The 12,740-nt window shown below is 67.0% G+C and carries 13 protein-coding genes; 9 read left to right on the top strand and 4 right to left on the bottom strand.

The annotated features are described in order from the left end of the window. Positions 1-218 precede the first annotated feature (218 nt). Complete coding sequence (speD, locus tag ACLFRM_RS07210) at positions 219-1,055, top strand: adenosylmethionine decarboxylase (RefSeq protein ID WP_410755061.1); 837 nt, start codon at positions 219-221, stop codon at positions 1,053-1,055. 44 nt (positions 1,056-1,099) lie between these two features. On the opposite strand, the gene ACLFRM_RS07205 is transcribed toward speD, so the two are convergent. Further along, a complete protein-coding gene (locus ACLFRM_RS07205) occupies positions 1,100-2,344 on the bottom strand; it encodes a (Fe-S)-binding protein (protein ID WP_410755060.1) in 1,245 nt (414 codons plus the stop codon). 428 nt (positions 2,345-2,772) lie between these two features. On the opposite strand from ACLFRM_RS07205, the gene rplM reads away from it, so the two are divergent. Together rplM and rpsI are read left to right on the top strand one after the other, a co-directional pair. Then, the gene (rplM, locus tag ACLFRM_RS07200) at positions 2,773-3,201 is read left to right on the top strand and encodes a 50S ribosomal protein L13 (protein WP_136867755.1); all 429 of its coding nucleotides are present in this window, start codon (positions 2,773-2,775) and stop codon (positions 3,199-3,201) included. A gap of 12 nt (positions 3,202-3,213) precedes the next feature. Continuing rightward, positions 3,214-3,606, top strand: a complete 393-nt coding sequence (gene rpsI / locus ACLFRM_RS07195) for a 30S ribosomal protein S9 (RefSeq protein WP_410755059.1) — start codon at positions 3,214-3,216, stop codon at positions 3,604-3,606. A gap of 197 nt (positions 3,607-3,803) precedes the next feature. Here the strand turns inward: rpsI and ACLFRM_RS07190 are convergent, their stop codons facing one another. Further along, positions 3,804-5,096: a peptidoglycan-binding protein gene (locus ACLFRM_RS07190; RefSeq protein WP_410755058.1), complete on the bottom strand. Its 1,293-nt coding sequence runs from the start codon at positions 5,094-5,096 to the stop codon at positions 3,804-3,806. Positions 5,097-5,341: 245 nt separating this feature from the next. Further along, positions 5,342-6,163 carry an outer membrane protein assembly factor BamD gene (locus ACLFRM_RS07185; RefSeq protein ID WP_410755057.1) on the bottom strand — a complete coding sequence of 274 codons (822 nt, stop codon included), beginning with the start codon at positions 6,161-6,163 and terminating at the stop codon, positions 5,342-5,344. Between the two features lie 222 nt (positions 6,164-6,385). On the opposite strand from ACLFRM_RS07185, the gene rluD reads away from it, so the two are divergent. The 5 genes from rluD (at position 6,386) to ACLFRM_RS07160 (ending at position 10,247) form a co-directional block, all read left to right on the top strand. Continuing rightward, entirely contained in the window at positions 6,386-7,378 is a 993-nt protein-coding gene (gene rluD, locus ACLFRM_RS07180) for a 23S rRNA pseudouridine(1911/1915/1917) synthase RluD (protein ID WP_410755056.1), read from the top strand. Beyond that, positions 7,359-8,132 (top strand): peptidoglycan editing factor PgeF, encoded by a 774-nt coding sequence (gene pgeF / locus ACLFRM_RS07175; protein WP_410755055.1) that lies wholly within the window; start codon positions 7,359-7,361, stop codon positions 8,130-8,132. The genes rluD and pgeF overlap by 20 nt, the downstream gene beginning before the upstream one ends. Before the next feature lie 17 nt (positions 8,133-8,149). Continuing rightward, complete coding sequence (locus ACLFRM_RS07170; RefSeq protein WP_410755054.1) at positions 8,150-8,674, top strand: glycine cleavage system protein R; 525 nt, start codon at positions 8,150-8,152, stop codon at positions 8,672-8,674. A 2-nt stretch (positions 8,675-8,676) separates the two neighbouring features. Further along, on the top strand, positions 8,677-9,168 hold the full coding sequence (gene def / locus ACLFRM_RS07165; protein WP_136867777.1) for a peptide deformylase: 492 nt from the start codon (positions 8,677-8,679) through the stop codon (positions 9,166-9,168). A gap of 269 nt (positions 9,169-9,437) precedes the next feature. Then, positions 9,438-10,247 (top strand): UDP-2,3-diacylglucosamine diphosphatase, encoded by an 810-nt coding sequence (locus tag ACLFRM_RS07160; protein ID WP_410755053.1) that lies wholly within the window; start codon positions 9,438-9,440, stop codon positions 10,245-10,247. On the opposite strand, the gene ACLFRM_RS07155 is transcribed toward ACLFRM_RS07160, so the two are convergent. Then, complete coding sequence (locus ACLFRM_RS07155) at positions 10,225-10,614, bottom strand: DUF6858 family protein (RefSeq protein WP_410755052.1); 390 nt, start codon at positions 10,612-10,614, stop codon at positions 10,225-10,227. The genes ACLFRM_RS07160 and ACLFRM_RS07155 overlap by 23 nt on opposite strands. 197 nt (positions 10,615-10,811) lie before the next feature. Here ACLFRM_RS07155 and ACLFRM_RS07150 point away from each other — a divergent pair. Further along, positions 10,812-12,740, top strand: a 1,929-nt coding sequence (locus tag ACLFRM_RS07150) for a Clp protease N-terminal domain-containing protein (protein WP_410755051.1), incomplete at its 3' end; no start/stop codon positions are given.

Genomic DNA, 12,740 nt, shown 5'->3' with positions numbered 1-12,740 from the left:
CCGGGGCGCCCGCCCTGTCGATTTGTCGCGGTGGTGGGCCAACCGGTCGTGGCAATGCTGCGACAGGCGGGGTTCGGTGAATGGCCGATGGCGTGCGCGGCTGGTGACACGATTCCCGGCGCCGGTTTACACTTTGCGGCAATTACAGCGCGTCGTTTTCGTTCGACGCATCGACACGCCCGGCCGGGAGGTCGGGCGCTTTGTTTCAGGGGGTAGTCATGGGTGAGCCGTCGGTCACCTTGCACGGGTTCAACAATCTCAGCAAGACGCTGAGCATGTCGATCTTCGACATCTGTTACGCCAAGACCCGGGCGCAGGTAAACGAGTACATCGCCTACATCGACGAGGTCTACGACGCCGACCGGCTGACCCAGATCCTCACCGACGTGACCGAGATGATCGGGGCGAACATCCTCAACGTCGCCCGGCAGGACTACGAGCCGCAGGGGGCGTCGGTCACCATCCTGATCTCCGAGGAGCCGGTGATCGCCGAGGGGATCGACTACCACGAGGAGCCGGGGCCGCTGCCGGGCGACGGCGAGCTGGCCCGTGACTCGGTGGTCGCGCACCTCGACAAGAGCCACATCACGGTGCACACCTACCCGGAGAGCCACCCGGAAAACGGCATCTCCACCTTCCGGGTCGATATCGACGTGTCCACCTGCGGGCGGATCTCGCCGCTGCGCGCGCTCAACTACCTGATCCACAGCTTCGACTCGGACATCGTCACGCTCGACTACCGCGTGCGCGGCTTTACCCGCGACGTCCACGGCGGCAAGCACTTCATCGATCACGAGATCAACTCGATCCAGAACTACATGTCCGAGGACACGCGCGAGCGCTACCAGATGATCGACGTGAACGTCTACCAGGAGAACATCTTCCACACCAAGATGCTCTTGAAGGACTTCGATCTGGACAACTACCTGTTCGGCCACGGCACCGACGACTACAGCCCGCAGGTCTGCACCCGGATCGAGAAGGCGTTGAAGAAGGAGATGTACGAGATCTTCTACGGCCGGAACCTGGCCGACGCGGACGTGCCCAGCGGTTGATCAGCGCCCGACCAAGGCCTGATTGCGGCCTGACTACGGCCTGACTACGGCCTGGCCGCGAGGATCGATTCGGCCAGCAGTTCCACCGGTTGCCTGACCGTCAGGTTCGCGCCCGCCGCCAGGTGGGTGGCGCAGCCGACATTGGCGCTGACCACCACGTCGGGTGCCAGTCGCTCGATCGACTCGAGCTTCGGTTCGCGCAGTTCTTCGGCCTGTTCCGGGTAGAGCAGCACCTGCATGCCGGCGGCCCCGCAGCAACGCGCGTTGCCGTCGATTTCCAGCAGTTCCAGTCCCGGGATGGATGCCAGCAGCTGGCGGGTCGCCTCGGGTTGGCGCAGGTGATTGCGCTGGCTGCAGGGGGTGTGCACGGCGACGCGATAGTCGAGGTGCGCGACCTGCGGCCATTCCTCCTTGTCACGCGCGAGCAGCCAGTCGGTGATCTCGCACACCGTGATGTCGTGCGAATCGGCCAGCGCGCCCAGCTCGGCGGCGCAGGCCGTGCCCACGACGACGACCGCCTCGACGCCCGTGGCCTTGAAGACGGCGGCGTTCGCCTCGCGGCGTCGGTTCGCTTCGCCGGGCTCGCCGCCGTGGGCGTGCATCGCCCCGCAGCAGCCCTGGCCGGCCGGCTCCACCACCTCGTAACCGAAGGCGGCAATCGCCGTGCGCGCAGCGGCGACGGCGTTCGCGTTCATCGCCGCCCCCGTGCAGCCGACGAACAGGCCGACGCGACCGCGCGTGGTCGGGGCCACGGGCAGTCGGGTACGGCGCGATATCGGTCCGGGGGCATGACGGGGCAGGGCGCGGCCGACCGGTCCGGCCAGCCGCCGGGCGATGCCGCCCAGTCCCAGGCGCTGCACCAGCCGATACAGTTGCCAAGCCACGCCAAGGCGCCGGCGGCGGGTGAGCAGCTGGTCTCGCAACCAGCGCCAGTGACGTGCCGTGGGCTTGGGGCGCGCGGCAGGGTTCGGTTCCTGCGCCAGGCGTGCCCGGCCGTTGTCGATCAGTCGACCGTAGGCGACCCCCGACGGGCAGACCGCCTCGCAGGCGCGGCAGGTCAGGCAGGTATCGAGGTGGCGGGTGACGTCGGCGTCCGGCGCGAGTCCGCCCTGGCTGATGCCGAGCAACTGGCTGATCCGCCCGCGCGGGCCGTCGGCCTCGTTGCGGGTCAGCGAGAAGGTGGGGCAGTGCGGTACGCAGATGCCGCACATGACGCAGTCGAGCGCGTCCGACCGGATGGCCTCGTCGAGTTCGCGTGTCGGGCGGTCGGTCGGATCGGTGTCAGTCATGCGCAAAGAGTGCAGCGGCGTGGTGTGGCGGTCAAGGCAGCCGGTGAGCGTGGGGGAGGGCGTCGTGGCCGCCCGGGATGGGCGGCCGGTGCCGGTATGGGCTGGTCCCGACGAAAAGGTGTCGGTCGGGCTTGACGGCCCGGTAAGTATTAGTATATCGTGATACCGTGAATTGCTTATCCTCCTTTGGTGGTTCTTGTTGTTGCCGGCTTCTGCCGGCATTTTTTTTGTCCGCGATACGCGCGTCGACGACCTGACTCCATCGGTGCGGAAAGTCCTTCGCTTTCCACGCCGATGCGTTTTATACTCCGCGGTTCTCCACGTTCGGGCCGGTTGAGAAATCGGTCTTGCGGGGTGCGTTGCCTTCGGGTAGACTTCGCGCCCTCTTGAAATCAATGTATCGCTTCTGGTTTGGGAGCTGTCGATCCATGAAAACCTATTCCGCCAAGCCGGCCGAGGTCAAACGCGACTGGTACGTCATCGATGCATCCGGCAAGACGCTGGGTCGCCTGGCTACCGAGGTCGCCCGCCGCCTGCGTGGCAAGCACAAGGCCGAGTACACCCCGCACGTCGATACCGGTGACTACATCGTTATCGTCAACGCGAAGGACATCAAGGTCACTGGCAACAAGGCCAAGGACAAGATGTATCACTTCCACACCGGGTTCATCGGCAACATGAAGCACTTCACCTTCGAAAAGCTGATGGAGCGTTCCCCGGAGCGCGTCATCGAGCTGGCCGTCAAGGGGATGCTGCCGAAGAACGCTCTCGGTCGCCAGATGTACACCAAGCTCAAGGTCTACGCCAACGCCGAGCACAACCATCAGGCGCAACAGCCGCAGCCGCTCGAGATCTAAGAGAGACTACCCATGGCAATGACTCAGAATTACGGAACCGGTCGTCGCAAGACATCCTCCGCACGGGTATTCCTGCGTCCGGGCACCGGCAAGATCAGCATCAACGGCAAGTCCCTCGAGGACTTCTTCGGTCGCGAGACTGCGCAGATGGTCGTTCGTCAGCCGCTGGAGCTGCTGGAAGTGGGCGACAAGTTCGACGTGGTCGCGACCGTCGCCGGTGGCGGCCCGAGCGGCCAGGCCGGTGCCGTTCGCCACGGTCTGACCCGTGCGCTGATGGACTACGACGAAGCACACCGTCCGAAGCTGCGTGAAGCCGGCTTCGTGACCCGCGATGCTCGTCAGGTCGAGCGCAAGAAGGTCGGCCTGCGCAAGGCACGTCGTTCGGTTCAGTTCTCCAAGCGCTGATCCGACGCTGCTCCGGCCTCGAGCCGGACGCCCGAAAGCCCCGCCCTCGTGCGGGGCTTTTGCTTGTGGTCGTTCGGAAATTCGCCTGATGGCGGGCGGCGACTCTTCGACAAGGTGATGGTGCGGCCATCTCCGCGGGAAGGCGGCGCATGCCGACTGCGTCTCGCCGGCGTGCTCACGGGGCTGCGATTCGCGGCCTAGTCCTCGACCCGGATCCGGCCCAGGCTGTAGTCGCCGCCGTGGTTGGCGAGCACCACGCCCCCGAATGCGTCGCGCAGGTCGTTGTCCTGAACGCGCAGCAGGCGCCGGTCGTCCACCTGAACCTGCATCCGCCCGTTGGTGTCGCGTGTCCAGACGATCCGGTGGAAGCGGTTGTCCTCGAGGTCGAGGCGGCCTTCGTGGCGGGCGATCACCTCGGCGTTCCCGGAGACCAGCCGAACCAGGCGCAGCCCGGGCTCGGTGCCAGCGGCATAGACCAGGCGGTAGCCGTTGCGACCGGGGTGATTGCCGTGGAATACCCCGACGTCCAGGCGGCCGGGCTGTTGGCGGGATGCCAGTTCCAGCTCCATGTGGAAGGCGTTGTCGATCGCCGCGTTGGTGACGATTCGGGCCGGCTCGGCCGGGGCGTCCTCTTCCTCCTGCCGGTCATCGCCCTGTTGCTCGAGGATCATGCCGAGCACGGCCATGCCGACCTCCTCGGGGCGGTCAGAGCCGAGTCCGCGCAAGGCGCGCTCGGTCGCTCCGCCGGTCTCGACGATGCTACGCAAGCCGTTGCGATCGACCTCGAAGCTCCCATTGAGCACCGTCCAGGCCGGATCTCGACGGTAATTCCCGTCGCTGAAGTCGTCCTGCAGGGCCACGCGCGGCGCGTCCTCGGCTTTCTCGACTTCGTCCGGTTCGGTCTTGCGCAGCCGCTCGAGCAGCTCCGGGGTCGCACGCCCGTCGCGGTACAGGCCGGCGTCGTCCTGGTACTGGCGAATGGCGCGCCGTGTCCGGTCGCCCATGATGCCGTCGGTCGGGCCGGCGTCGTAACCCAGCCGATCGAGCTCACGCTGAACCTCGGTCACGCGTTCCCGTGCGGACAGGCTGTCGATCGGGGGGCGTGACGATCGGGTGGTCGGCTCCGAGCCGGAGTCCGGCTCTCCCCATTCCCGGGCTGCCTGCTGGGCCTCGGCGATCTGCCCGGAGGTCATGCGTTTGGCCAGCGAATCGCGTGCCTCGGCTGCGTGGCGGTGGCCGTTCGCCGCGGCCAGGTTGTACCACTTGTGCGCCTTGACGAAATCCTGCGGGGTGCCGGAGCCGGCCTCGTGCAGACGCCCGAGCATGTACTGGGAGTCGGCATCACCACGGTCGGCCGATTCGCGGAATTCCTGCAGGGCCGAGCGGTATTCCTGCTGGTCGTAATGGCGCATCGCGTCGCTGTAGTCGGCGGCGGCCGGGCCGATGGCGCCGGCAAGGACGAGACCGATGGAGAGGGTCTTGATGATCACGGTCGCACCTCGATTGGACCAACACGTTGTTGTCGTCCATGTTTGGAAGCCAGCTCCCTTGGAGGCTAGCACCGTGTTGGCGAGATGGCTGAGCGAATGCATGCGTCGCCGGATCGGCGTGCGGCTTGTGGAAGGGAATCGGGCGTGCCCGGCAGGAAAGGAAAAGGGCCGATGGCGTCGCTGCCATCGGCCCTTGATCCTGTGGGTTCCTGCCGGCGTTCGGCCAGGTGGTCGCGTCAGCCGGTTCAGGATTCCTCGGCGTTGGCCTTGCGGGTCGCCTCGAGGATTTCCTCGGCGTCCTGCTTCTCCTGCTCGAGGCCCAGCTTGTCGTAGGCGCGGATCAGCAGCTCGAGCGCCGGGATGGTCGACGTCGAGCCGTTGTACTTGTCGAGGGCCGACTGGGCACGATTCGCCGCGGCCAGCCAGGCGCCGCGGCGCATGTAGTACTCGGCCACCTCGACTTCGTGCTTGGCGAGCGAGTCGCGCACGTCGATCAGGCGTCGGCTGGCGTCATCGACGTACTGGCTGTCGGGATATTGTTCGACCAGGCGGGAGAAGGAACGGAAGGCCTCCTTGAGCACCGACTGGTCGCGCTTGGAAAGGTCCGGCGGGGCGATCTTGTTGATCAGCGAATCGCCGCGGCTCATGTTGGCCAGCCCCTTGAGATAGAGGGCGTAGGCCACATTGTCACCACGCGGGTGCAGCTGGATGTAGCGATCCGCCGCCGCGATGGCCGAGTCCGGTTCGTCGTACTTGTAGTAGGCGTAGGCCACTTCGAGCTGGGCCTGCTCGGTGTAGGCGCCGAACGGGTAGCGGCCCTCGAGGGTCTCGTATTTCTTGATCGCCGTCTCGTAGTCGCCCCGGCGCATCGCCTCGTTTGCTTCCTGGTAGAGCTGCCCGGCCGAGGCGGTGGGGTCGGAAAGATCGACGCGGTCGTCGTCGGACTTCGAGAACCAGGCGCAGCCGCTGACGAAGGTGACCATGCCGGCGATCAGTGCCGCGCGAGCGAGATGCCGGGGAAGGGTGCGGCGGGTGGCCGGGCGGTTACGGTCGCGATGCTGGGTCATGGTCTGAAGTGTAAGGGCCGCTGGCAGTGGTGAATGTATGCCGACCGCCCACCGGGCGCACCGTGCGGCGCGTTGATGGGGCGAGCGTTAGCGGATAATCTTCGCAGATAAGATGCTAAAAACCAACCGATCTCGTGGCGGGTCCGTGCCCGTCTTTTTCATGTCCCGACGGATGGCGGCAGGCTGCGGTTCGTCACCGGTTCAAAGGCTGATTCCCGACCGATGGAAGTAGAACGCGACTCGTCGATCCCGGCCGACCTGGCCGGCATGCGTCTCGATCAGGCGGCAGCCCAGTTGTGGCCGGATTTCTCCCGCAGCCGGATCCAGTCGTGGATCAAGGGCGGCCAGGTGACCGTCGACGGCCAGCCGATGCGTCCGCGCGACACCGTGCTGGGCGGCGAGACACTCTCGCTGCGCACCGAGCTTGCGCAGCAGAGCGAGGATCGTGCCCAGGCGATCCCGCTGGATATCGTCTTCGAGGACGAGCACCTGCTGGTGGTCAACAAGCCGGTCGACCTGGTCGTGCATCCCGGTGCCGGCAATCCGGATGGTACGCTGGTCAACGCACTGCTGCACCACGACCCGGACCTGGCCCTGCTGCCGCGCGCCGGGGTGGTCCACCGGCTCGACAAGCAGACCAGCGGGCTGCTGGTGGTGGGCAAGACCCAGGCGGCGTACCAGGCGCTGGTCGCCGATCTCGCCGAACGGCGCATCGGTCGTGAATACGACGCGGTGGTGGTCGGTCACCTGATCGCCGGCGGCACGGTCGACGCGCCGATCGGGCGGCACGCCCGCGATCGCCAGCGCCAGGCGGTGGTGCCGCAGGGCAAGCCGGCGGTGACGCACTATCGAGTGGTCGAGCAGTTCGGCGAGCACACCTGGCTGCGGGTCAAGCTCGAGACCGGGCGGACGCACCAGATCCGGGTACACATGGCGCACATCCGCCACCCGATCGTGGGCGATCCCGTCTATGGTGGTCGGCCGCGCTTGCCGCCGGGTGCCGAGGACATGCTGGTCGAGGTGCTGCGCGACTTCGGTCGCCAGGCACTGCATGCGCGTCGCCTGACGCTCACGCATCCGGAGACCGGGGAGACGCTGTCGCTCGAGGCGCCGTTGCCCGAGGACATGGACGAATTGATCGAATTGCTGCGCGACTATCGCGACGGCGTTGACGATGGAGAGGCCGAGGTTATCTATGTCGCGGATCCCGACTGACGCCCCCGAGGGCAGTCGTTTTATCGAGGCCACCTGGCCGGCGCCGAGGGGCGTGCGTGCCGGCGTGACCACCCGCATCGGCGGCCACAGCCGTCCGCCGTTCGACGGCTTCAATCTCGCCACCCACGTCGGTGACGAGGTCGAGGCCGTGACGGCCAACCGGCGCGAGCTGGCCGAGATGCTCGGCTTGCCGGAGGCGCCGCGCTGGTTGAACCAGACCCACGGCACCACGGTCCTCGGGCCGGATGTGCCCACGGATGGCCCCGAGGGCGATGCCGCGTACACCGATCGCCCCGGCGAGGTGCTGGCGGTGTTGACCGCCGACTGCCTGTCGGTGACGCTGGCCAGCCACGATGGTCGCGAGGTGGCGGTCGCCCACGCCGGCTGGCGCGGGCTGGCGGCCGGCGTGATCGAGCGCACCGTCGACCGGTTCTCCGTGGCGGGCGACGGGCTGATGGCCTGGTTGGGTCCGGCGATCGGGCCGGCACATTTCGTCGTCGGCGAGGAGGTGCGCGAGGCCTTCATGCGGGAATACCCGGCCGACGCCTCCGCCTTCCGGGGCGCCGCCGAGACCGGCAAGTTCCACGCCGACCTGTTCGCCCTGGCCCGCTCGCGCCTGCGCCGGCAGGGGATTACCCGCGTGTTCGGCGGCGAGCGGGACACCTACGCCCTGCCCGACCTGTTCTACTCGCACCGTCGCGATCAGGGCGAAACCGGCCGCATGGCCACCCTGGTCTGGCGCGAAACCGACTGAACGAGAGGAATATCCCCATGACAAAACCCTGGCTTCTGCTGACCCTGGTCGGGGCGGATCGACCCGGCATCGTCGCCCACGTCACCCGGGTGCTGTTCGGCGTGGGCGCCGAACTGGGCGAGACGGCGATGATGCGTCTGGGCAACCAGTTCGCGATCATGATGATGGTGCGCGGCGCGGGCAATCCGGAGGAGGTTGCCGGTCTGCTCGAATCCACGCGGGCGGAGTTCGGGCTCAAGCTGCACGTCGACGAGATCGACGCGGCCCTGCACCAGCACCGCGAGCCGGACGTATCGGTGACCGTGCACAGCGCCGATCGCAGCGGCATCGTCGCGGACGTGACCGCGGCGTTGCTCGAGGCGGGCATGAACATCCTCGACCTGCGCTCGGACGTGGGCGGTTCGACCGACAAGCCGATCTACATCATGCAGATCGACGGCGAGAGCAGCCGCGGCATCGAGCCGATCGAGGAATGCGTGGCGCGCTTTGCCGACCAGGGGCTGACCGTGCGCGTCACCCCGCTCGAGACGATGCGGGGGTAAGCGTGGAGCCACTGCCGATCCTGACCTACCCGGACGAGCGCCTCAAGACGGTCTGCGAGCCGGTCGAGCAGTTCGACCCGGAGTTGCGCGAGTTCGCCGAACACCTGCAGCACACGGCCGACCAGGGGCCGTCGGCGGTCGGTATCGCGGCCCCGCAGGTCGGACGCATGCAGCGCCTGTGCCTGGTGGACGCCACGCGGGCCAAGCGCCCGGTGGACAACAACGGGCCGCTGGTGCTGGTCAATCCGGCGATCACCAACTGGAAGGGCTTCGCCGTCGGGCGCGAAGGCTGCCTGTCGATCCCCGACTACACCGGCAAGGTGATCCGCGCCGAGACCATCGAGCTGACCGCGCAGGACATCGAGGGGCGCACCGTCACCTTCAAGATGAAGGGCTTCGAGGCACGCATCGCCCAGCACGAGATCGACCACCTCGACGGCATCCTCTTTCTCGACCGGCTGGTCAGCCGGCACGCGGACTTGCGCGAGCGCTGATCGTCCGCTCGGGCCCGCTGCTCGGGTCCGGCATGTCTCCCGCCCGGTTTCCACCTCCCGGTTCGAGCCGCGACAGCGGCGGCCTGCCGTTGCCCGCATCCGGACTCGCCCCCGTCGCGCGCTGGGGCTTGCCGAGCCCCGTCGCCGAATCGAGGCATTCGTCGGTATCCGACGGACGAGGTTGTGATCGAACGGTTATCGGGGTGACACGGGACTGTCACGGGTCGGAGGCCACACTGGCCGCGTCGCCAGTCACGCGGGAGCATCCCATGGCCCTGTCCTACCGTCTCGCGGTCGTTTCCGACCTGCATCTGGGAACCGGTGCGGCCCGCGCCGAGTACCTGCTGGACTTTCTCGAACGCGTCGAGCTCGACGTGCTGGTCCTCAACGGGGATCTGTTCGACATCTGGAAGATGCGCAGTCATCGCTGGCACTGGCCGGCGGTGAAGACCCATCTGCTCCAGCGGATCATGGGCATGGCGGCCCACGGCACGCGCGTGGTCTACATACCTGGCAACCACGACGAGTTCTTTCGCGACTACCTCGGTCTGTCGATCGGCGGCGTGGAGGTGCGGCGCGAGTGGGAGTGCCGCCTTGGAGACGGTCGACGGGCGCTGATGCTGCACGGCGACGAGTTCGACGGGGTGGTCCGGCACAGCCGGCTGCTCAAGGGGCTGGGCAATCTCGGCTACGAACTGCTGATGCGGCTGGACCGGGTGAATGCCTGGTGGCGTCGACACAGCGGGCGGGGGTACTGGTCGCTCGCGCGGGCGGTCAAGCAGCAGGTGCCCGGTGCGAAGAGCTATATCGGCAAGTTCGAGGCGGCCGCCTGCCACCATGCCCGGGAGCGGGGCGCGGACGTGGTGATCTGCGGGCACATCCACCATCCCAACCTGTTCACGCGCAACGGCGTGACCTACGCCAACAGTGGCGACTGGGTGGAGCACTGCACCGTGCTGGTCGAGCGGCACGACGGACAGCTGGAGCTGCTCCGCTGGGCCGAGGACAGCGCGCGCCTGCTCGATGCGCCGCCGGTGGCCGCCGGGGATATCCCCGTCAGGCGTCGCGCAGCGCCTTGACCCAGCCTTCCATCGCCTCGGTCGCCATCGGCATCGGCGGCTCGAGGAAGTTGACGATGAAGTGATCGTCGAACTCGGTCACCCCGATCGAGCGCGGGCGCACCGCCATCACGCGGGCGTTGGGCAGCTTGATGCCGAAGCAGAACACCACATGGGCGGCTCCGACGATTCCGTCGGCCACCTCGCCGCCGATGTCTCGGGTATGGGCCAGGTGGTCGAAGGTACCGATGAACTTGGTGCGCTCGTCGGCCTCCACGGCGGCCTTGAGGCGCTCGATCACCTCCGTGGTGCTCTTCGCCGTCGTCTCGTTCTTGTCGATGCGGGCCTCGTAGACCGGGTACTTCTCGTTGAAATGCGTCTGTTCCATGGGTCGTTACCGGGTTGTGTTTATGAGACATAAAAAATACTAATTTAAATGCTCGGGAATGTCATCGTCGCGTGCCGAATCGCCTCGGCCTTGAATCGACACGGATCATGACCAACATTCAAGGCATCCCGCGGGCCGGGCGAGTCCCATCCGTCGCTCGGTCCGGACGAACCGACAATCCGAGGTAATTCAGAATCATGCGAATGGACAAGCTGACCGCCAAGTTCCAGATGGCACTTGCCGACGCCCAGTCGCTGGCCGTGGGCCAGGACCACCAGTTCATCGAGCCGGTCCACCTGATGGTCGCGCTGCTCGACCAGGAAGGCGGCACGGTGCGCCACCTGCTGACGCAGTCGGACATCAACGTCAACATGCTGCGCTCGCAACTGGGCGAGATGCTCGATCGCCAGCCCGCCGTTTCCGGCGGCGAGGCCGGCGAGGTACATATTTCCAACGATCTCTCTCGCCTGCTCAACGTCACCGACAAGCTCGCGCAGAAGCGCAACGACCAGTACATCTCCAGCGAGCTGTTCGTGCTGGCGGCGATCGAGGACAAGAGCGAACTGGGCGAGATCCTGCGCCGCGCCGGTGCCTCCAAGGGCGCGATCGAGAAGGCGATCGACAAGCTGCGCGGCGGTCAGTCGGTCGACGATCCCAACGCCGAGGATGCCCGCCAGGCGCTGGAGAAATACACCCTCGATCTCACCGAACGCGCCGAGCAGGGCAAGCTCGACCCGGTCATCGGCCGCGACGAGGAGATTCGCCGCGCCGTGCAGGTCCTCCAGCGGCGTACCAAGAACAACCCGGTGCTGATCGGCGAGCCGGGCGTGGGCAAGACCGCCATCGTCGAGGGGCTGGCGCAGCGCATCGTCAACGGCGAGGTCCCCGAGGGTCTCAAGGACAAGCGCGTGCTCAGTCTCGACATGGGCGCGCTGCTCGCCGGGGCCAAGTTCCGCGGCGACTTCGAGGAGCGCCTGAAAGGGGTCTTGAACGACATCGCCAAGGCCGAGGGGCGGGTGATCCTGTTCATCGACGAGATCCACACCATGGTCGGCGCGGGCAAGGCCGACGGGGCGATGGACGCGGGCAACATGCTCAAGCCGGCGCTCGCCCGCGGCGAGCTGCATTGCATCGGCGCGACCACGCTCGACGAGTACCGTCAGTACATCGAGAAGGACGCCGCGCTCGAGCGTCGCTTCCAGAAGGTGCTGGTCGACGAGCCGTCCACCGAGGACACCATCGCCATCCTGCGTGGCCTCAAGGAGCGCTACGAGGTCCACCACGGCATCGAGATCGGCGACCCGGCGATCGTCGCGGCCGCCCAGCTCTCGCAGCGCTACATCACCGACCGCCAGTTGCCCGACAAGGCGATCGACCTGATCGACGAGGCGGCCAGTCGCATCCGCATGGAGATCGACTCCAAGCCGGAGGCCATGGATCGCCTCGAGCGGCGCCTGATCCAGCTCAAGATCGAGCGCGAGGCATTGAAGAAAGAGTCCGACGAGGCCTCCAAGAAGCGTCTGGCCAACCTCGAGGAGGAGATCGAGCAACTCGAACGCGAGTACTCGGACCTCGAGGAGATCTGGAAGTCGGAGAAGGCCGCGGTCGCCGGCACCACCCACATCAAGGAGGCGCTCGACCGCGCGCGCACCGAGCTGGAAACCGCGCGGCGGGCGGGTGATCTCACCCGCATGTCCGAGCTGCAGTACGGGCGCATCCCCGAGCTCGAGCGCGAGCTGGCCGAGGCGCAGACCCGGGAAGAGCAGGGCGAGAACGACAAGCCCAAGCTGTTCCGCAGCACCGTGGGCACCGAGGAGATCGCCGAGGTGGTCTCGCGCTGGACCGGCATCCCGGTCGCCAAGATGCTCGAGGGCGAGAAGGAGAAGCTCCTGCGCATGGAGGAGGCCCTGGGCCGCCGGGTGATCGGCCAGTCCGAGGCGGTCGAGGCGGTCTCCGATGCCATCCGCCGCTCGCGGGCGGGGCTGTCGGATCCCAACCGTCCCAACGGTTCGTTCATGTTCCTCGGCCCCACCGGCGTGGGCAAGACCGAGCTGACCAAGGCGCTGGCGACCTTCCTCTTCGATACCGAGGAGGCGATGGTGCGCATCGACATGTCGGAGTTCATG

The organism is Guyparkeria sp. (assembly GCF_046540515.1).
Classification (GTDB): Bacteria; Pseudomonadota; Gammaproteobacteria; order Halothiobacillales; family Halothiobacillaceae; genus Guyparkeria.
Note: the sequence above shows the minus strand (reverse complement) of the source record. Positions and strands in the feature narration are given on the sequence as shown.

Coding starts and splice junctions, on each gene's coding strand:
- rplM (WP_136867755.1), top strand. CDS start 2,773: ATGAAAACCTATTCCGCCAAGCCGGCCGAGGTCAAACGCGACTGGTAC.
- ACLFRM_RS07160 (WP_410755053.1), top strand. CDS start 9,438: ATGGCCCTGTCCTACCGTCTCGCGGTCGTTTCCGACCTGCATCTGGGA.
- ACLFRM_RS07185 (WP_410755057.1), bottom strand. CDS start 6,163: ATGACCCAGCATCGCGACCGTAACCGCCCGGCCACCCGCCGCACCCTT.
- pgeF (WP_410755055.1), top strand. CDS start 7,359: ATGTCGCGGATCCCGACTGACGCCCCCGAGGGCAGTCGTTTTATCGAG.
- ACLFRM_RS07170 (WP_410755054.1), top strand. CDS start 8,150: ATGACAAAACCCTGGCTTCTGCTGACCCTGGTCGGGGCGGATCGACCC.
- rpsI (WP_410755059.1), top strand. CDS start 3,214: ATGGCAATGACTCAGAATTACGGAACCGGTCGTCGCAAGACATCCTCC.
- rluD (WP_410755056.1), top strand. CDS start 6,386: ATGGAAGTAGAACGCGACTCGTCGATCCCGGCCGACCTGGCCGGCATG.
- speD (WP_410755061.1), top strand. CDS start 219: ATGGGTGAGCCGTCGGTCACCTTGCACGGGTTCAACAATCTCAGCAAG.
- ACLFRM_RS07155 (WP_410755052.1), bottom strand. CDS start 10,614: ATGGAACAGACGCATTTCAACGAGAAGTACCCGGTCTACGAGGCCCGC.
- ACLFRM_RS07205 (WP_410755060.1), bottom strand. CDS start 2,344: ATGACTGACACCGATCCGACCGACCGCCCGACACGCGAACTCGACGAG.